The sequence below is a fragment of the Paenibacillus sp. sg306046 genome (assembly GCF_059821225.1).
Map to the genome: position 1 here is coordinate 1 of NZ_JCAMRT010000002.1, position 19,386 is coordinate 19,386.

Sequence of the window (19,386 nt, forward strand, 5' to 3'; positions counted from 1 at the left end):
AGACTCCTTGCCGCACATATCGGAGGAGTTACTGGAGCCAGCACACCGGTGCTGAATTTGACCTTCAAGGTCAGGGCGGGTGTTCAGGATACGACGGGAGCGATTGCGGCTACCGAGGCAAAATTCGGCGCGGGTCCAGAGGGAAGCGTGATTCAGGGAGCTCTGGGCCGCACAACGATTGCCGTAGGCAGCGTGGACGTTGTGGTAGATAAAGCCGTGCTGGCAGCCGCGATCACGCAGGCACAAGGTCTGTTTGACGCTGCAGTGGTTGGAACACAAGCAGGTCAATATCCGCAGGCGGCGAAAGATGCGCTTGGCGCTGCCATCCAGGCAGCAAAGGCGGTACATGACCATGCAGGCGCGACGCAGTCTCAGGTTGACAGTGCGGCAGCGGCACTGGGCAGCGCCGTGGATAGCTTCAAGGCAGCGGCGATCAAGTCTGCGGATGTGAACAATGACGGAAGCATCGATGTGGGAGATTTGGCGCTGGTTGCTTACCACTATGGCAAGGATTCCACAAGCGCGGATTGGGCGACTGCCAAAGCAGCGGATCTGAATGGCGATCATAAGATCGACATTTTGGATCTTGCGTTTGTGGCCTCCCAAATGCTTGAATAAGCCGTAACGCTAACAAAAGCTGAATTTTAGTAAGCTCTATTCCTAAACAAATAAATGCATCATGGGGATAGAGCTTACTAGGCTAAAATTTAAACTTTTAAAAAAAGAAATTACATCGTGGTTTCCAAATCGCAACGTTATAATTAAAGCAGTCAGAAGGGCCATTGCAGTCATGAGCGTTGTTTGCGTACGAGGAAGCAGAAAGAGCTAGGGCATTTATTCGGTGTCAGACTTAATGAAAGCGCTTTATTTATGTTGGCGTTTTTGGAGTGAAAGGAGGTGTCTTAGGTAAAAGCGAGCAGCAGCGTGCAACAAGAAATGTGATGTCCAACGTAACAGAAAACAATTCATGATGGTGGAGGTTGTTCTATGACAAAGTGGAAGAAAATGCTTGGGGTGACCATGGCTTTAACTGTTGCTTTCACATCAAGCCCAGTCCTTACAGAGCGGGCAGAGGCTGCGACAGCTGCCGCGGCTGCGGTCACGCCAGCAATCGCCAAAACTCCTGGCAACGCGAATCCGTTATTTACGCAAAAGTTTGGTGCTGATCCCTATGCGATGGTATACAACGGTAGAGTCTATATTTATATGACAAACGATATATTTGAATACAATGCAGACGGGACAATTAAGGATAACGGATATAGTAAGATTAACAAAATTACGGTTGTTTCATCTGACGATATGATCAACTGGACCGACCACGGTGAAATACCTGTAGCCGGTTCGCAAGGTGCGGCCAAATGGGCCAATAATTCCTGGGCGCCGGCGGCTGCACATAAAACGATAGATGGCAAGGAGAAGTTTTTCCTTTACTTTGCAGATAGTGCAAACGGAATAGGCGTGCTCACAGCGGACAGTCCGATTGGTCCCTTTACAGATCCGATTGGAAGGGCTTTGATTAATAGAAATACGCCGGGAGCTAGTGATGTTACATGGCTGTTTGATCCGGCGGTGCTGGTTGACGATGATGGAAGCGGGTATATCTATTTTGGCGGCGGGGTTCCGGCGGGTAAGGAGTCAGACCCGGGGACAGCGCGAGTCGCAAAGCTTGGCGCGGACATGATTAGCTTGGATCTGACCGCGAGTGGAGGAACGCTGGGACGCCTCAATCCGCCTTGGTTGTTTGAGGATTCAGGAATCCATAAATACAATGGAAAATACTATTACTCCTATTGTACTAATTTCTCAAGCGGACATCCGGCAGATATTCCGACTGGAACAATTGCTTATATGGTAAGCGATAATCCGATGGGGCCATTTACGTATGTTAAAACTATACTGCCTAATCCAACGACCTTCTTCGGTGTCGGAGGCAACAACCATCATGCGGTCTTTGAGTTCAACGACCAATGGTATATCGTCTACCATGCTCAAACCCTTGCCAAGGCATTGGCTGAAAGCGGGACGGTGCCTCAAATGGGGGGACAGCCGCGTGGATATCGGAACGCACACATTAATGAGGTAACTATTGATGCAAACGGAGTTATAGAAAATATTACCGGGGATTATAAAGGGGTCCCGCAGTTAAAAAATTTCGATCCCTATACAAGAGTTGAGGCTGAAACGATCGGTTGGAACGGAGGCATATCTACGGAAACCACTACCGAGCCCGGAGGATTGGTAAGCGGCCTGAACCTGGCTGTCAGCAACATTAGTGATGGAGACTGGACAGCCGTTTCCAAAGTCGACTTTGGCGCCACAGGAGCAGGCCTGTTTAAGGCTAATGTTGCAAGTGGTTCAGCTGGCGGAGCGATCGAATTGCGTCTTGACCGTGCCGACGGCGCATTGATTGGGACCCTTCCGATTTCCAACACAGGCGGAGACTCTGTATGGCAAACCAAAACAACAAATGTTTCGGGTGCGGCAGGCGTTCATGATCTTTACATGGTGTATCGGGGCGCCTCGGCAGGCAATCTCTTCAAAGTAGATTATTGGCAGTTCGAGCCCAAGAGTGCAGTTCGCGAGCTGGCTGCTGTCCATGCTTTCATGGATAAACCAAAGATCGATACGGTTTCGGGAACGAACCAGGCAACGATGAAGGTTACAGCCGTATACTCCGATGGAACGAGTGAAGATGTGACTGCGCAAGCGGCTGCATCATCGTCGCCAAGCGGCATCGTAAGTGTGAGCAACGGAGTTGTAACCGGCATTGGCTACGGCACGGCAACCATCCATGTAAGCTATGGCGGTAAAACAGATACGCTCCATGTACAAGTAAAAGACTTGAACAGTGAGCTGACAGTGAAGCAAATTACCGTTGATCAGGCTTCCTTCGCGCTGGATGCTGGTCAAACCGCCGCCTTTAAAGTAACGGCAGCGTATATGGACGGCCACACGGAGGATGTCACGAAATTAGCGGCCTATACGAATCCGAATGCAGAAGTTGCAGATGTCGCAAACGGTACAATTACGGCCAAAGCCAGCGGAACGGCCGATGTGACGGTAAGCTATAAAGGAGCCTTGGGCGAGGCCGCAACAACGCAAATTCGTGTAAGCGTCAATACACCTGCCGTAGTGGCCATCGAAGCAGAAACAGCTGCGGAAAACTCAGCCACTGCTTACGTACAGGGTGTTGCCAACGGCCATACNCTGGATCTTGCGTTTGTGGCCTCCAAGATACTCGAATAATTGAATAAATAACGAGTTGAAATGCGAGTTATGCCCTCTCTCACTACGTTCATTTCTGACGGGACAGGGCATAACTCGAATCACTAACGGTTCGTTTAGAGGCCACCCTTTTTTAAAAAGGAGTTCAGAAGATGAGCAAATTAAAAAAAATGGTCTCCCTGGTTATGGCTGTGGCTTTATCGGCGAGCCTGTTTATCGGGTTGCCGCCTGCCGTTAAAGCTTCAACCGGGACAAACCTCAAACTCTGGTATAAATTTGACGAGGTAAGCGGAGCTACAGGGCTGGATTCTTCTGGTAACGGTTTCAACGGGACGCATGTCAACGCCATTGCCCGAGATACGGGTGTGGACGGGAGTGTGCCTGTCACCGATGTGACAACTGCGTTAAGCATGATCCAGGGGTCAACGGCAACCCTGCTTGCAACAATATCTCCTGCTAATGCTTCAAACAAGACGGTAACCTTCTCATCAAGTGATACCGAAGTGGCAACAGTTACGGATGCGTTTTACAATCCTGCTACAGGAGCTACTAGCATAAAGGTAAACGCAGTAGCAGAAGGAAAGGCAGTCATTAGCGCGACTACAGCGGATGGTCAAAAAACGGCCGTATTCCACATTGTGGTCGTTTCATCTGCTCAACCGTCGGGGCCTGCGGCTGTACTTTCCGCAGACAACAGTGTGAAGCCTGGAAGCCGCTTTACTGTTGGCGTTAGCCTGGCCAATGTGATACAAAATGTATATGCTGAGGACATCACCTTAGCCTATGATGCCAACGTATTTGAGTATGTTAGCGCTTCGGGTGCAAGCAATAACATTCAACTTGTCACAGAGGATAAAAGTACAGCCGGCAAAGTTAGACTTATCGCGGCTAATATAGGAGGGATATCAGGGGGCGACACGCCTGTTCTGAATACAACGTTTAAAGTAAAGGCCGGCGTTCTGAATACTGGCGGAACGATCGCGGTTACGCAGGCCAAGCTTGGTGTAGCTCCGCAGGGGACTGTAGTTGAAGCGGCCCTTAGCAGTAAAATTATTTCAATCGGCGATACAGCAGTGGTTGTAGACAAGGCAGCGTTGATTGCAGCCGTTAATCAGGCTCAGAGCTTATATGAAGCTGCAGTGGCTGGCACACAGCCTGGACAATATCCGCAAGCAGCTAAAGATGCATTCGGCACAGCGATCAGCGCAGCAAGAGCAGTGAAAGACAATACAAGCGCCACGCAGCTTCAAGTTGACAGTGCAGTAGAAGCGTTGGGCATCGCTGAGGCTATTTTCAAAGCGGCGGTTATTAAGATCGTGTCTGCAGATTTGAACAAAAATGGAAGTATTGATGTAGGTGACCTTGCAATTGCTGCTTACCATTATGGTAAAAATTCAACAAGTGCAGACTGGGCAACTGCGAAGATCGCCGATATGAATGGAGATCAGTTGATCGACATTGTTGATATTGCGTATATTGCGTCCAAGGTTCTTGAATAGTTGAGCAAAGAAGCCGCTCCCAAGGAGCGGCTTCTTTGCTGCCAGGAGGAGGGAAAACTTTACGATCAACAAACAGAAATAATTACAAATCATCGCGGGTTCTTCTATGGTTTAATAATAGGCTATTTAATATAATCGAAATCAATGGTATGCATCCCCAATACTTAGGAGGATTATTCGGATGAGCAATCAAGGCTATGCTTGTTGGCTGCAGTACGAGCTCGCGTCAAGGGCAGTGATAGAATCCGCCAGGGAGTGGGCAAGGGAAATCATCATGGACGAGCCTTCTAAACAGGGGCCGCTGCAAACCGCCGCAGATGAGCTGGCAACAGGTCTTGAAGCGCTGCTTGGCCAGCGTCCGGCTATCGTAAGGGAGCCTGGTTACCCTCGACAACTTGTACTCGGCACATCACGTTCCCCGCTGGTCGCGCAGAGGTTGACTGAAAACGAATGGGAGGGAATTGGCTCGGAAGGGTACCGGATCAAAACCGTTCATACAGCGAATAGAGAAGCGATCGTGCTGGCAGGCGGTTCGGAACAGGGCTGCTTGTATGCGGTGTTTCACTTGCTGCGGTTGTTGTCGACGGGGGCAGACCTTGAGCGCCTCGACATTACGGAACAACCCAAATACAAGCTGCGTATGGTCAATCATTGGGACAATATGGACGGCTCCATTGAGCGTGGTTATGCCGGGCGCTCGTTTCTGTTTCGGAACAATGAGGTGAATGCCGGTTCACAACGAATACGGGACTATGCGCGTTTAATGGCCAGCATCGGCATCAACGGCATTGCCATCAATAATGTCAACGTCCATAAGCACGAAACACTGCTGGTGACGGAGCCATATTTACCTCATGTCGCAGCTGTGGCCGATGTATTTCGCGAGTACGGCATTCGACTGTTCCTCAGCGTGAATTATGCCAGTCCGATGGAACTGGGGGAGACTGTGACTGCCGATCCGCTTGACGCAGGCGTTGCGGCATGGTGGAGGATGACAGCAGAGAACGTATACCGGCATATCCCGGATTTCGGAGGTTTCGTTGTGAAGGCCGATTCGGAGAACAGACCGGGTCCGTTCACTTATGGAAGAGACCATGCAGATGGAGCCAATATGCTGGCCGAAGCGCTGAAGCCATATGGCGGACTCGTGATGTGGAGATGCTTCGTTTATAATTGTCACCAGGATTGGAGAGACCGTTCGACCGACAGAGCCCGTGCCGCCTACGATCACTTTAAGCCGCTGGACGGCCGATTTATGGATAATGTCGTGCTGCAGATTAAGAACGGGCCTATGGATTTCCAAGTACGTGAGCCTGTGTCGCCGCTGTTCGGTGCCATGAAGCGGACAAATCAAATCATGGAATTTCAAATTACCCAAGAATATACCGGCCACCAGCTCGATGTGTGCTACTTAGTTCCACAATGGAAAGAGGTACTTGAATTCGATACCTGTCTTAAGGGCAAAGGCAGTACGATCAAGGAAATCGCGGCCGGTACTGTACATCCATATGTCCATTGCGGAATTACAGCCGTGACCAATGTCGGAGACGACGCGAATTGGACCGGGCATCATTTGGCTCAGGCGAATTTATACGGCTACGGGAGGCTGATCTGGAATCCGGAGCTTACGGCCGAGGAAATTGCCAAGGAATGGGTACTCCTCACGTTCGGCGATAATCCCGATGTTGCAGCCGCCATAACGGATATCCTGATGGCATCATGGCCGACCTATGAGAGCTATACCGCCCCGCTTGGCGTAGGATGGATGGTGCGCCCGCATCTTCATTATGGGGTTGACGTAGACGGTTACGAGTATTCCAAGTGGGGAACGTATCATTTTGCCGATCATGCAGGAATAGGCGTGGACCGGACGACTGGAACCGGCACTGGCTATACGGGACAATATGGCAGGGAGAACGCTGAACTGTACGAAGGACTTGACACTTGCCCGGACAAGCTGCTGCTGTTTTTTCACCATGTGCCTTACACGCATCGCCTTCAGACGGGCAAAACCGTCATCCAGCATATTTACGATACACACTTTGCCGGTGTGGAACAGGTGGAACAGTGGATCGAACGCTGGCAGCGCCTTGAGGGCATGATGGATGCGGAGCGCTACGCTCATATCGCCCGCCGACTTGCTTTGCAGTTGGACAATGCCAAACAGTGGCGGGACGTCATTAACACGTATTTTTACCGGAAGTCTGGAATTGTCGATCAAGATCAGCGAGTCATTCACGTGTAATCGAGCTGTTACGAGTTTAGGAATACATTGTGCTCCCGATCATTCAAAAAGCTTCCCTTCCCGCGGCCTAAGCGGAAAGGGAAGTTTTTTATTCCAGCTCTGCGAGAAGCCTTTTCAGCACGACAACGGATTCAGCTCGACTGGCATGCTCTTGTGGAGCAAATTCTCGTTCTGTTCTTCCGTTCATGAGGCCGGATTCGACAGCGAGAGCGACTACTTTTTTGGCCCAGGCGTTGATAGCCGTCTCGTCGCTGAATGTGATGGATGCATTGACGGGCATCGCTTCAATATTCAATCCTGTTGCATAGGCTTTAGCTCGCAATAGCATCGCTGTCATTTCTTCGCGGGTTATATTTTGCTCCGGGGCAAATGCATCATCCGTTACGCCGTTGATAAGTCCGGCCGCATAAGCCCTTTTCACACTGCTCTCAAACCAGGCTCCTGCGGCTACATCAGCAAAAGGATTTTCCCCGGTGTCATCCTGCAGGCCTAACGCCTTGGAAAGCAGCGTTGCAAATTGGGCTCGCGTTACCTGCCGATCAGGCGCAAAATGATCGTCGTCCATACCTTCCACGATTTTTTTATCGACCATCTGCATAATATCGGATTTGGCCCAGTGGCCCGCAAGGTCGCCAAATATTTTAATAAAATTTGTTGACGCATTTGGCGTAAATGTCTTGCTATCCAAATTCGAGTCTACGATTTTGATGCTTGTCCAGTTAATCGTTGTTGCTCCTGCCTTTTTTGCCTTGAAGGTGATCGTGCCGATGTCCACGTTCCCCTTCTCGCCCTCCACTTTCCCAACTTTCGTATGAGCAAAAGTCATTTCATTGTTTTTCACTTTAGGTGGAACGGAAAATCCGTTAATAGCGGTGGTCGCTTTAACAATCTCGACATTGTTGGCATTGATGCCAAGTTTTACTTCATATGCGAATAAATCCTGGATATTTTGTCCTTTCAAGGTAACTGTAAATTCTCCGTTGTCAGCCTCGGTCACGGGAGCAGTCATCTCGAATTTGGAGTCGTCCGCCGCAATGGCCTGCGTTGCCGCAGCCAAAGTTAAACACAGATTGCAGCATAGAGTCGTTAGAATCAATTTACGTTTAAGCATGTCTACCATCCTCTCGTAGCACGGAAATGTACCAAAACTCGAAATATGAGATTGCAGCAACGTAAGCGTTTTCCTAACGTGTTTCTATTATAAACCTGCGTCATAACTAGAATCGATTAAGTATTACGTTTCAAAAACTATAAATTTTTATTCCTTAATTTTGAGCCATGTTAAAATAACAAAACTTTCGAATAAATTATTCGGCTTTATTTCGTATGAAATGGCCGGGAAGATTGGGCGTAAAAATAATTGCTGAATTTCGCTAGGCCAAGCACGGTTGGGCCATAGCCCACATACAATATAAAGCTAATATTCGTTCACGCCGGGTTTGCTAACAAGTCCGGCCAACCAGCTTGGGGGTGCCTTCACGATGGGATTATTTGCTGCAATCGCTTTATTTATCAAACAGCTGTCACTGCTTGTTTCTTATGTGAAAAACAATGCGTTTCCGCAGCCGCTACGGGATGAGGAAGAAGCCCGGCATCTGCAGCTGTTTGCGGAGGGTAATCAACATTCCCGCAATATGCTGATTGAGCATAACCTTCGCCTGGTCGCGCATATTGTGAAAAAATTCGATAACACCGGCGAGGACCTGGAGGATCTGATTTCCATCGGCACCATCGGTCTGATCAAAGCGATCGAGTCGTTTTCACCCGACAAGGGCACGAAGCTGGCCACCTTTGCGGCGAGGTGTATTGAAAATGAAATTTTGATGCATTTGCGTTCGTTGAAAAAAACGCGCAAAGACGTGTCCTTGCACGACCCGATCGGAAGCGACAAAGAAGGAAATGAAATAACTCTTATAGATATTCTCAGTTCCGAAGCCGACGATGTCGTGGAGAAGGTACAACTGAAAATCGAGAAGTCGAAAATTTACCGCAATCTCGATATCTTGGATGAACGGGAGCGCGAGGTGGTCGTGGGCCGTTTCGGATTGGAGCAGGGCGGAGAGGAGCGGACGCAGCGGGAAATTGCGAAGGAGCTGGGTATTTCGCGGAGTTATGTTTCAAGGATAGAGAAAAGGGCTTTGATGAAGCTTTATCACGAGTTTTATAAGGTGAGAAGATAGAGGAGACAGAGCCAGGAACGCACAAGGGAAAGCTAATGGATGCGTTCCTGGCTAAGCCGATAGAGGTCACTTCAATTGCTTCGTCACTATAGTCCATGGCTGAGGTCTGCTTAATAGAGGAAATGTCCATACTGCCGAGTAAGAGCATGACTAGGGCGGGATGAATAATGTGGACCTCATTAAGCAGCAAGGATAACCTGATTTGCGAAATGTTTAAAGTAGCGCTCCAGATTGAAGAACCGTGGAAATTAATGCACGCGGAATTCGACGACAAGGAAGACGCCTCGCACTTCGCACTTGTTTATCGACTTCGAACGCAGATCAAGGTTTGCCTGTCGGTTTGCGGAGCCGAGTGTACCGCTCACGATACGGAAACGAAGAAGTGGCGCCATCTCGACTTCTGGGATTGGAAAACGTACATGCATGCGCGTGTGCCGAGAACAGACTGTCTTGCCTGTGAGAAGGTCGCCCAAGTGCCGGTACCCTGGGTACGAACGAAATCGCATGTTACGTTGCAGTTTGATGCCTGGGCCATGCGGCTGATGGCGGAAATGCCGGTACCGCTGCGCGCGAGCTACGGGAACAGGACACGCGGATGTGGAGGATGTTCCATCACTACGTGGAGAAAGCGATGTCCGAGCTAGATTTGACGCATGTAAAACGCATTGCGATCGACGAAACGTTTTCCCGCCGTGGCCACAGATACACCACGCTGTTTGTTGACGCTGACACGAAAACGGTCCGGTTTGCGACCGAAGGCAAAGGGGGGACACGCTGGGTCGATTCAAGGAACGACTCATCCCCGGGTTCGACAGTTACTCCCCAATTGTAGGCATCTGTTGATAATTTAAACCCTTGTAAATCAAGGGTTTTTCGAGTTTTCCACAGGTGCACAACTTCGTAAAAACCAAAGAGTTGTAGGCACACGATTTCTGTGTGTAAGTCATAACTTGTATTGAGTATTCCTTTATATCGTGGTAACATTAACCTCATGTACATTCGGACCACTTCCCGTAAGAATAAGGACGGCTCCACTGTCCAGTACCTTCAACTTGCTCATAATGAACGCCATCCGACGACCGGCCAATCTCAAGCCAAGGTGTTGTACAGCTTTGGTAGGGCTGACGATCTGAATAAAGAGAAGCTACGCGGCCTTGCCCAAAGCATCAGTCGCTTGCTCGGTGACGAACCTGTTGTGAATGGAGCACAACCCTCTGTCGCGCCGCTAGAACACATCAGCAGCAGGTCCATCGGTGGAGCGTGGCTTCTTGACTCGCTCTGGAAGAAGTTGAAGATTGATGAGGCGCTTCAGTCCAGTTTGGCAGAGCGTAAGTTCGCGACACCTGTGGAGCGGACGATTTTTGCCATGGTGGCGAATCGCGCGCTTGATCCTTCGAGTAAGTTTGCTGCAGAAGACTGGGTGGGACATGATGTTGGGATTCCTGGTCTGCCGGAATTCGATGTCCAGCAGGGGTATCGCGCTATGGATTTCCTTGCCGATACCGATGAAGCAATACAGAAAGAAGTGTTCCATTCCGTCGCGGATTTGCTGAACCTCGAAGTCGATCTCCTCTTCTTCGATACGACGTCTACTTACTTCGAGACGGAGGAAACCGAGGAGGACTCCTTACGTCAGCGCGGCTATTCCAAAGACCATCGACCGGGCCTGCCGCAGGTGGTCATCGGGTTTGCGGTTACGCGAGACGGGATTCCCATCCGTTGTTGGGTATGTCCGGGCAACACCGCCGATCTGTCCGTCGTACCTGAGGTCAAGAAAGACCTGATCGGATGGAAGCTGGGGCGCGTCATTTCCGTGGCGGACCGCGGATTCTCTTCCGAGGCCAACTTGCGAATCTTGCAACAATCCGGCGGTCACTTCATCATTGGCGAGAAAATGTCTTCCGGCAAAGTCTCCGTGGAAGCCGCACTTGCTCATCCGGGTCGCTTCAAGACCGTACGCGACAACCTGGAGGTCAAAGACATTACGATTGGCGATGGCGAAGCCCGCAAACGCTACGTGCTGGTACGTAACCCGGAAGAAGCCAAGCGGGATGCGGCTCAGCGAGAGAAGCACTTGAAGGATTTGCAAGAGGCGCTAGACGGTCTGAAAGAACTGGACAAAGAAGCGCATTCCAAGGCTCATTGTCGCCTTCACAGCCATGTCACCTACAAACGCTATTTAAAAATGGACAAGCGCGGCAACCTGCGGATTGATAAGGATGCCGTTAAAGCCATGGAGCATCTCGATGGAAAATATCTGATTCATACTTCCGACGATACGCTCTCCTCCGAAGATGTTGCACTTGGCTACAAACAATTGCTCAAGGTCGAAGCCGCGTTTCGAACGCTGAAGCAATCGCTCGAGCTTCGCCCGGTTTACCACCGCAAGGATGAGCGCATCCGCTCTCATGTGTTGCTCTGCTGGTTGGGTCTTATGCTCATTCGAATCGTGGAACAAAAGACAGGCCGCACCTGGCGGGACGTACGCAACCTGCTTCAGCGCGTTCATCTCATCGAGAGCCGTTCCGTTGACGGAACCATACTGCAACGAACGGAACTTACGGACGAACATAGGGGTATTCTTTCGCAGTTGGGTTTGCCCGAACCCCAGAAAATATGGGACATTTCGCTAAGTTAGAGCCCGAAAACAGTAGGCATACACGCAGTTATTCACAGGCCGCCCAATCCCTTGCTAGCCATGGGGTTGCGGCGGTTTGTGTATCTACCAACTGTCGAAGCTGGGTCATCACCAACGGCGCCATGCCGAACAAATCGAAGAAGTTTGCTGCGATATGTGGTCGGCGTTTATTGGGGGGATTGAAGAATACGTTCCCGAAGCCGAGACCACCTTTGATAAATTCCACGTCATGAAGTTGGTGAACGAAGCCGTGGATGATGTGCGAATCGCCGAGCAGAAGGAAACGCTGACGCGGTTGAAAGATAGCCATCTGCAGACAGGCCGCGCGTATCGATTAAAGCTGGAGATTGCCCTGCAAGCCGATCTCCTCAGCCTGAATAGAAGCTCCTTTTACTACCAACCAGTCCCTCCCTCCTCGGAGGAGATACGCCTCAAGCACCGGATCTATTCCTATTTGCTGCGCAAGCTAAACATGACGGAGCCGAATCGGGTGTGGTCCTTTCTCCACCACGTGCCAGAGGTGCGGAATGTGAGTTTTACACCTTAAGATGTTAAAATAACTGTCTTGACATCTTGCAGCACCATAATCCGTCTAACAAGCAAGAGATGAAAACGACTATGTTCGATTAGTCATTTTTTTTGAATTTCAAACATTTGTTCGCTGACAATCTATTATCAATGTTCTTTGATATAGTATTATTAGAGTTGCCATAGGAGTTGATCAAGTGGAACAAAAACTTCACCCGAATGTCATTCGATATTGGCAAATTAATTACGGCTTATATACGTTCAAATGGATCTTAATCAGTTGCATCCCGTTAATAATCCGGACATTTTGGTTACCCGCCTGGGGCTGGTTAACCCTAATTTCCTGTCTGTCGATATCATTTTTCTTCATCAAGGGATTTACCTTCATTTGTTTCGGTGCCTATAGAAAATACTCTCGAAGAAGCTATCTCTTAGGTGACGACGAGCTGATGATCCGATGGGGGAATGTCTGGTCGGATAACTCCTCCATTATTCCGCTTAGCCGGGTGCAGCATGTGGATCAAGAACAAGACATGCTTGCCAAGCGGCTGGGCCTATCCGAGCTAACCATTACAACGGCAGGGGACCATCACTTTATTGTGGGACTGACTGAAGAGGATGCTGTTCGGTTGCGCAGACAAATCATAGAACTTTCTAAATTAGACAACGAGGATGCTTATTATGATTAAACGGCATCACCCAATTACCGTCTTCTATAAGTTATACAATCAAATCCGGTATTCGATTATTCCTCTTGCCGCGTTTCTATATAACGAGATTCGGGCAGGTACCGGGCAACAGCCTGATTGGGTATATCTCGCAGCCACGATTTACGGCGTTGTGATAGGTTGTTGGTCGATCTTTTCTTGGTTTAGAGAAACCTATCAGTTGGATTCCAAGGTGCTACATATTACCAGAGGTGTATTTACTGTAACACAAAGAACGATCCCGCTCATGAAAATCAATAACATAAGAATCGAGCAAAGCTGGTTGTATCGGCTGCTCGGGATCGCCAATGTTGAACTTCAAACGAGTGATTCCAATGCTGATGCCGATGCTCGCCTGGTTACATCCCAAAAGATGGCGGAGTTGCTCAAGAAATCAATAAGGCTTATCGAAAACCAAAGTGTGATCCCTTTAACCATAGAACATCATGTGACCAGAAAAGAAATTATGATGCTGTCCATGAGCTCGAATACATTCTGGCTAGGACTTCCTGTCACAATCGCTGTCATTCAACATTTGTGGAGTTGGTTATTCCCTGCACCGGAAGAGGAACAAGTCAGCTTCATGGAACTATTCAAGAAAGAGACTTGGAGCCGGATAACCTTAGATGACAGTATAGAAGTGGCACTGTATTTGGTAGCTTTCTTGGGGATATGCGTAATCGTTACTTGGCTTTTCTCTATAGGGATGGCACAATTTCGTTATAAAGGTTGGCATCTCACAAGAGCTGGAGATGTGATTTCTATTCATCATGGTTGGATGGAACGTAAATCGGTACAGATTCAGGTGGAACGTATCCAATCCATTCGAATCAAGGAGCTGATGATTGGGCGTTTGTACGGATATGCCTCCGTATGCATGGATTGCGTCGGATATTCAGGGGAGCGGAGAGTCAAATTGCTCGTTCCTTCCATCCGTACATCGGAACTGGTCGAAGTGCTGGGTCGGTTGCTTCCCGAGTTTCAACTCCAAACTCCCGAGCGAGCTTTACACCGAAACGCGAAATTTACTACAGCTATTCCTGTTATCTCGTTGCTAGTTTTAGGCATCAGTGTTGGTTGTTACTTCACCTTATTGTATTTGACAATCGTTCCGCTTCTTTACATCGTCTACAAATACATGACTTACGTCTATGTTAATACAAAATGGGAAATAGCCGAGAACTTGTTCATATTACGCAAAGCAGGCTTCAATCAGACGACTGTGTACCTCTTGCGTGAATCCATAGAATCCATAAGTTTCAGACAATCATGGTGGCAGAGATTATTTCGTGTTTATCAGCTGGAAATGGACATCGATTCCCCTGCGAACGTACGGGAATACCGTATAGCCGGGATGACGAAACAATACTGCGACGAGATTCTAAGATGGTATAAGAATAAGTGATATTAGTTTATTTGAGGTGGTGTTCAAATGGAAAAGGATCAAGCCATAAGAGATTGTCTACTAAATTTAATCGCTGGGTTGGAACAATGGGGGAATGAACTCGGTGAGCCGCTGGCTCTGTTGCGTAAAGGGCATATGCAGTTGGTTCGCCTACTGATGTTGGAGGGAAAAAAAGAGCCTATCGAGTTGCCTTCGCTAATTCAATTATTGCAAAAACCGGCAGAAGAATGGTTGAACATCCTATAATGAACCATACTTTTTGTTGAGACACTAGGATCACTCCTTCAAGTTAATAACCATACTTTAATACTTAAAGTTAGCTTGAAGTTAACAGCTATTTTTCGCAGAAACCCGCGATATCGTAAGGCAGTGGTCTCAGAATTGTCAAGTACATCGTCTCAGAAAAGCGCTAGCCAGCGGGCAGGGGAATGGGCTCTAATCTCCGATCTTCGCGCCATTTTGCCGGATCGGACAAAATCTCAACATTTTTTCATCATCTAGCGTCATTTCTCCGGAAAACCGTCGCTTATAATCAGGACATGGACGGCAAGCAGCCGATGCGCCTGGCCTTGGCACTAGGGGCGTGAGAGGCGCTTAGCCAGCGCTAACTTGAGAAAGCGGGGAAATTGCGATGCTGCAAGCAAGGGACCAGCTCTGGGTAGCTGGCGTCATTGAAAAAATAACGGCCAAGATGGATCAGGTCAGTACACGGTCGCGGGCAAAAATTCCTTACACGGCCCAAAACGGCGTTCATGACGACCGCTCCGTGGACAATCCGACGGGTTCGATTGACAATGGCATCAACTGGTGGACGAACGGCTTCTGGGGCGGGATGATGTGGCTGATGTACCACGAAACCGGCGAAGAGAAATACAAGGACATTGCCAATGTGTCCGAAGCGAAGCTGGATGCGTGCTTTGAGCAGTTTTACGGACTGCATCATGATGTCGGATTCATGTGGCTGCCGACCAGCGTGGCCAACTATCGGGTGACCGGAAATCCGGAATCCCGCAAACGGGCGATGCACGCGGCCAACCTGCTGGCCGGACGATTTAATTTGGCGGGCGGATTTATCCGTGCCTGGAATGATCTGAGCGAGGGAGACACCCGGGGCTGGGCAATCATTGATTGTATGTTTAACATCCCGCTGCTGTATTGGGCGAGTGAGGAGTCGGGCGATCCGCGCTTTAAGCAAATTGCGGTCAAGCACGCAGATACGACGATGTCGGCGTTTGTTCGGCCGGACGGCTCGGTAAATCATATTGTGGAATTCGATCCGTTCCATGGCGGCGTGGTGAAAACGTACGGCGGGCAAGGCTACGAGGAGGGCTCGTCGTGGACGCGCGGGCAGACGTGGGCCTTGTACGGCTTTATGATGAGCTACAAGCATACGCAGCATGAGCCGTACCTGGACACGGCGAAGCGAATCGCCCATTATTTCATGGCGAATATCCCGGAGAGCGGCATCATTCCGGTGGACTTCCGGCAGCCGAAGGAGCAGGCTTACGAGGATTCGACGGCCGCTGCGATTGCCGCCTGCGGACTGATCGAAATTGCCAAGGCCGTCGGCCCGTACGAGCGGGACCTGTATGTGCAGGCTGCGCTGAAGCTGCTGAAAACGCTCGATGCCGCGCGTACGGACTGGTCCGCCGATTCGGATTGCCTGCTGCTGGGCGGCTCGGCCTCGTACCACAATAAAGAGCATCACACGCCGATTATTTATGGCGATTATTACTTTATGGAAGCGATTTTTAAGCTGAAGGGCAATGATTTTTATTTTTGGTAAGGGTGAGCACAAGCAGGCAAGCGCCGCTTTTCGGTTAAGCTTCCGAAATGAAGCGGCGCTTGTCTGTTTCAGGCTTAAAGCTCCCGTGAATGGGGGGTAACCGCTCGATCTAAAGCTCGCGTGAATTTGTCAGCAGCAGACGCTTGGCCGCATGACGGTCGGTGACTCGAAGCTTGTTCAAGATCAGGGAGACGTAGTTGGCGACGGTTTTGGCGCTGATTTGCAGACGGGCCGCAATTTGCGCGTTGCTCGCATCGTCGAGCAGCAGCTCCAAAATGTCAAGCTCGCGTTTGGTGAGCTCGTAGGGCGACGGGTCGAACGCGAGCAGCTTAGACGCAGCCGTGGCTGAGGCCGGGGCCGAGGCCGGAGTGAAGTAATGCATCATTCGTCCCGCAATATCGGCGCTGAACACAGCGCTGCCGCTGCCGACCATGCGAATGGAGCGCAGCAGCAGCTCCTCGTCGGCATCCTTCAGCACGTATCCTTTGGCCCCTGCCTGCATAGCGGTCAGCACGGACTGATCCTCCTGAAACATCGTCAAGATCAGCACCTCGATGGCCGGATATTGCTGCTTGATCAGGCGAGTCGCTTCAATCCCGTTTAGGCCCGGCATCCGAATATCCATCAAAATGAGATCCGGCTGTAATTGCGCCGCCAGCTCCAGCACTTTGTCGCCTGTAGCGGCTTCCCCGACAACGATCAGATCATCGGTCGTTTGCAGCAGGTTGCGCACACCGCTCCGAAACATCGGATGATCATCGGCAATTAAGATGTTCAACAAACAACCTCTCCTCGCTTACAGAGGCAGCACAGCCTTAACCTGTGTGCCCCCTTGCTCCATTCGTTCAATCGTACATTGTCCGCCCAGCTCGGCGGCGCGCTCACGCAGGGAAACGAGGCCGATGCCTCCGCTCCCGGAAGGGAACGGAGCGCCGGGCTGCACGCCTTGCCCGTTATCCATCACTTCCACGATCAGCTGCTGCATCGGCGTCACCTCCAGCCGTACCGTACAGGAGGTGGCCGCCGTATGCTTGATCACATTGACCAGAGACTCCGTCACAATCCGGTACGCGGCGACTTCGACCGCTGCGGGCAATGGGGGCAGCACCGGCGGCTCCTCCATCCGGATATGCAGCGGTTCGGTCCCGAGCTGTCCGGACAGCAGCTGTACCGGCTTGTTTAACTCGGTGATCCGCTCCCGGATTGCGCCGATCAGTCCCAGCTCATCCAGCGAGGGCGGACGCAGGTCGTGGACAAGCGTACGGATTTCGCGGATGGTGGAACGAATCATCTGACGAAGATCGGCGAGCATTTCAATGGCGATGGCGGGCTGCTTCTCGACATATTTCTCCGCTGTCGCCGCATTGAGCGCCAAGGCCGCCAGGCGGGGCGCGAGATCATCATGCAAATTATTGCGGATATGGCGACGTTCCTCCTCACGGGCCAGCACGAGCTTTTCGCGCGATTCCTGCAGATCCTGGGCCAGCAGCTTCATGCCCAGCGTCATCGTCACATTTTCCACGATGGGTCCGGCCTGGCGCAGCAGCACCTCCAGAAATTTGCCGTCCTCGGAAGAAAAAGCTTCGCCCGGCTGCCGGCTGCACAGATGCAGCGTTCCAAGGCTTTGCCCGCCGTGAAGGATCGGAAAGGAAATCACCGCCTCGGCACGCTCGCCGACCGCAGCAACGAGTGTCTCCTGGCTACCGACGCCGATGGAAATGCCAGCATACGGCAAGCGCAGCGAGTCCTTGATCGTCGCCGCAACGGCAACAAGCATCGCCTCCGGCGCCATCGGCTGAATCAGCTGGTTGCCCAGCTCCAGCAGAACGGCGTAAGGATCATCGTGACGGCCTTTCATGAGACGATTAATCGCTCTTTGCAGCCATTCCTTGAGCGGGGCGAAGGCTACGGCTACCACAGCCGTCGCTACGAGCGAAATCAGCAAGTTTTCCTTTGTGGCAAACAGCCGGCTTAAATAAAGCACGGAGCCTATATAAATCGCGGCCACGCTGACGGATAAAGCGAGATAGACAAGCGTTCGCCTGACCAAAGGGTCGATATCCCATAGGCGGCGGCGCGAAATGGCGATCGTGAGCGTAAGCGGAATCGCGAGCAGCGACAGGTTTAAGATGGCGTTTAAATAAACATGGGTTAACGCGGTGCCGTCATTTAAGCCTGGACTGAATAAAAGGCTCATCCCGACAAAGCCCGTCATTCCGATGGACACGCCGTACACGACCCATTTGGTCTGCTGCCGCTGGGAAGGGGAGGACACGTTGCGAAACCGGTAAATTTGCGCATAAAGCAAAATCATCGTGCTCGACACATACCAGATAAACTGCCAGAAGACCGGAATATTTAGCTTGCTCCACATCCCGCCTCCGTAATATAAAATCAGGCTGTCAACGAGGACGATGACCACAAATACATACGATGTCCATCGGGGCACAAAGGAGCCGTTCGGAAACAGCAGAAACAGCAGGGACAATCCGACCCACCCGAGCATGCCTACAATCATAAACCAGATATGCGGCAGAACGGTATACTGGGAGGCAACGGATGCCAGCGAAGGAAAGGAGGTGCCGAACGCAACCATCGCAATGGCGGCCAATAGCCCCATCGGCTCACGGAAGCCTTTCCACAATAAAATAAGCGCCGCCGCGTAATACGTGAAGGTGAACACGCAGTCGATCATCACGAATAAAACCGCATAAGCTTCCAGCGATATGCGGACCCCGCCGGCATTCTCAAGCGGCATGGCTGGAACCCAGGGATCGCAGCCGTGCGCGATGCAGGTGCCGACCAGCTCCTGGTAGTAAGCTGGAATGCTCATGACATACAACGCCATCGTAATACATGTAAAAGCAACCCCGAACAGCTGCAGGCCCGCAAGGAACCACTTCACGCGGGGCGATGGCGGCTGTTCCGTACCGTTATAAGCTTGAGCTACAAGCCTCATCAGCGAAGCTCTCCCTGCCTTAAAGTTACCCTTAATTATAGCGATCCGCTCGCGGATTGGATATAGATTCCTTCCCTTTTCCTCCGTTTCCCGAACCATCTCCCGAACCGCTTCCCGAATGTTCCCGAGCATGGCGGCTTATCTTCCCGGGCAATCGGGAAAGGGTACTCTGTTTTCCATGATTTCCCTTATCCTATAATCAAAGCTGTCG

The 19,386-nt window shown here is 50.7% G+C and carries 14 protein-coding genes and 2 pseudogenes; 13 read left to right on the top strand and 3 right to left on the bottom strand.

Features of this window, described 5'->3' with window-relative positions:
* The 4 genes and pseudogenes from AC6ROY_RS02040 to AC6ROY_RS02055 form a co-directional block, all read left to right on the top strand.
* A partial coding sequence (locus tag AC6ROY_RS02040) for a dockerin type I domain-containing protein (RefSeq protein WP_500098295.1) occupies nt 1-618 on the top strand: 618 nt, incomplete at its 5' end.
* Between the two features lie 369 nt (nt 619-987).
* Nucleotides 988-2,562: pseudogene (locus tag AC6ROY_RS02045) on the top strand (glycoside hydrolase family 43 protein); the annotation flags it as partial.
* An 818-nt stretch (nt 2,563-3,380) separates the two neighbouring features.
* Nucleotides 3,381-4,727, top strand: coding sequence for an Ig-like domain-containing protein (locus AC6ROY_RS02050; protein ID WP_500098296.1), 1,347 nt, complete (start codon nt 3,381-3,383; stop codon nt 4,725-4,727).
* A 181-nt stretch (nt 4,728-4,908) separates the two neighbouring features.
* Entirely contained in the window at nt 4,909-6,972 is a 2,064-nt protein-coding gene (locus AC6ROY_RS02055) for an alpha-glucuronidase family glycosyl hydrolase (RefSeq protein ID WP_500098297.1), read from the top strand.
* Between the two features lie 88 nt (nt 6,973-7,060).
* Here AC6ROY_RS02055 and AC6ROY_RS02060 read toward each other — a convergent pair whose 3' ends face one another.
* Complete coding sequence (locus AC6ROY_RS02060; protein ID WP_500098298.1) at nt 7,061-8,083, bottom strand: S-layer homology domain-containing protein; 1,023 nt, start codon at nt 8,081-8,083, stop codon at nt 7,061-7,063.
* A gap of 370 nt (nt 8,084-8,453) precedes the next feature.
* Between AC6ROY_RS02060 and sigK the strand changes: the two genes are divergently transcribed.
* The 9 genes and pseudogenes from sigK to AC6ROY_RS02105 all read left to right on the top strand — a co-directional run bounded on the left by sigK (nt 8,454) and on the right by AC6ROY_RS02105 (nt 16,216).
* Complete coding sequence (sigK, locus tag AC6ROY_RS02065; RefSeq protein WP_500098299.1) at nt 8,454-9,152, top strand: RNA polymerase sporulation sigma factor SigK; 699 nt, start codon at nt 8,454-8,456, stop codon at nt 9,150-9,152.
* A gap of 251 nt (nt 9,153-9,403) precedes the next feature.
* Entirely contained in the window at nt 9,404-9,796 is a 393-nt protein-coding gene (locus AC6ROY_RS02070) for a transposase family protein (protein WP_500098644.1), read from the top strand.
* Nucleotides 9,757-9,984 carry a hypothetical protein gene (locus AC6ROY_RS02075; RefSeq protein WP_500098661.1) on the top strand — a complete coding sequence of 76 codons (228 nt, stop codon included), beginning with the start codon at nt 9,757-9,759 and terminating at the stop codon, nt 9,982-9,984. The genes AC6ROY_RS02070 and AC6ROY_RS02075 overlap by 40 nt, the downstream gene beginning before the upstream one ends.
* A gap of 159 nt (nt 9,985-10,143) precedes the next feature.
* Nucleotides 10,144-11,790 (top strand): IS1634 family transposase, encoded by a 1,647-nt coding sequence (locus tag AC6ROY_RS02080; protein WP_500098300.1) that lies wholly within the window; start codon nt 10,144-10,146, stop codon nt 11,788-11,790.
* Between the two features lie 76 nt (nt 11,791-11,866).
* A pseudogene (locus AC6ROY_RS02085) lies at nt 11,867-12,235 on the top strand (transposase); the annotation flags it as partial.
* Nucleotides 12,236-12,515: 280 nt separating this feature from the next.
* The gene (locus AC6ROY_RS02090; protein WP_500098301.1) at nt 12,516-13,007 is read left to right on the top strand and encodes a PH domain-containing protein; all 492 of its coding nucleotides are present in this window, start codon (nt 12,516-12,518) and stop codon (nt 13,005-13,007) included.
* Nucleotides 13,000-14,430 carry a PH domain-containing protein gene (locus tag AC6ROY_RS02095; protein ID WP_500098302.1) on the top strand — a complete coding sequence of 477 codons (1,431 nt, stop codon included), beginning with the start codon at nt 13,000-13,002 and terminating at the stop codon, nt 14,428-14,430. The genes AC6ROY_RS02090 and AC6ROY_RS02095 overlap by 8 nt, the downstream gene beginning before the upstream one ends.
* Nucleotides 14,431-14,457: 27 nt before the next feature.
* Nucleotides 14,458-14,676 carry a hypothetical protein gene (locus tag AC6ROY_RS02100; protein ID WP_500098303.1) on the top strand — a complete coding sequence of 73 codons (219 nt, stop codon included), beginning with the start codon at nt 14,458-14,460 and terminating at the stop codon, nt 14,674-14,676.
* 385 nt (nt 14,677-15,061) lie between these two features.
* A complete protein-coding gene (locus AC6ROY_RS02105) occupies nt 15,062-16,216 on the top strand; it encodes a glycoside hydrolase family 88 protein (protein ID WP_500098304.1) in 1,155 nt (384 codons plus the stop codon).
* Nucleotides 16,217-16,325: 109 nt separating this feature from the next.
* Here the strand turns inward: AC6ROY_RS02105 and AC6ROY_RS02110 are convergent, their stop codons facing one another.
* Both AC6ROY_RS02110 and AC6ROY_RS02115 read right to left on the bottom strand, forming a co-directional pair.
* Complete coding sequence (locus tag AC6ROY_RS02110; protein WP_500098305.1) at nt 16,326-16,994, bottom strand: response regulator; 669 nt, start codon at nt 16,992-16,994, stop codon at nt 16,326-16,328.
* 18 nt (nt 16,995-17,012) lie between these two features.
* Nucleotides 17,013-19,175 carry an ATP-binding protein gene (locus AC6ROY_RS02115; protein ID WP_500098306.1) on the bottom strand — a complete coding sequence of 721 codons (2,163 nt, stop codon included), beginning with the start codon at nt 19,173-19,175 and terminating at the stop codon, nt 17,013-17,015.
* Between the last annotated feature and the right edge of the window lie 211 nt (nt 19,176-19,386).

What these genes read in the sequence shown, in the direction of transcription:
- AC6ROY_RS02050 (WP_500098296.1), top strand. Translation starts at nt 3,381, where the DNA reads ATGAGCAAATTAAAAAAAATGGTCTCCCTGGTTATGGCTGTGGCTTTA.
- AC6ROY_RS02055 (WP_500098297.1), top strand. Translation starts at nt 4,909, where the DNA reads ATGAGCAATCAAGGCTATGCTTGTTGGCTGCAGTACGAGCTCGCGTCA.
- AC6ROY_RS02060 (WP_500098298.1), bottom strand. Translation starts at nt 8,083, where the DNA reads ATGCTTAAACGTAAATTGATTCTAACGACTCTATGCTGCAATCTGTGT.
- sigK (WP_500098299.1), top strand. Translation starts at nt 8,454, where the DNA reads ATGGGATTATTTGCTGCAATCGCTTTATTTATCAAACAGCTGTCACTG.
- AC6ROY_RS02070 (WP_500098644.1), top strand. Translation starts at nt 9,404, where the DNA reads ATGCACGCGGAATTCGACGACAAGGAAGACGCCTCGCACTTCGCACTT.
- AC6ROY_RS02075 (WP_500098661.1), top strand. Translation starts at nt 9,757, where the DNA reads ATGTTCCATCACTACGTGGAGAAAGCGATGTCCGAGCTAGATTTGACG.
- AC6ROY_RS02080 (WP_500098300.1), top strand. Translation starts at nt 10,144, where the DNA reads ATGTACATTCGGACCACTTCCCGTAAGAATAAGGACGGCTCCACTGTC.
- AC6ROY_RS02095 (WP_500098302.1), top strand. Translation starts at nt 13,000, where the DNA reads ATGATTAAACGGCATCACCCAATTACCGTCTTCTATAAGTTATACAAT.
- AC6ROY_RS02100 (WP_500098303.1), top strand. Translation starts at nt 14,458, where the DNA reads ATGGAAAAGGATCAAGCCATAAGAGATTGTCTACTAAATTTAATCGCT.
- AC6ROY_RS02105 (WP_500098304.1), top strand. Translation starts at nt 15,062, where the DNA reads ATGCTGCAAGCAAGGGACCAGCTCTGGGTAGCTGGCGTCATTGAAAAA.
- AC6ROY_RS02115 (WP_500098306.1), bottom strand. Translation starts at nt 19,175, where the DNA reads ATGAGGCTTGTAGCTCAAGCTTATAACGGTACGGAACAGCCGCCATCG.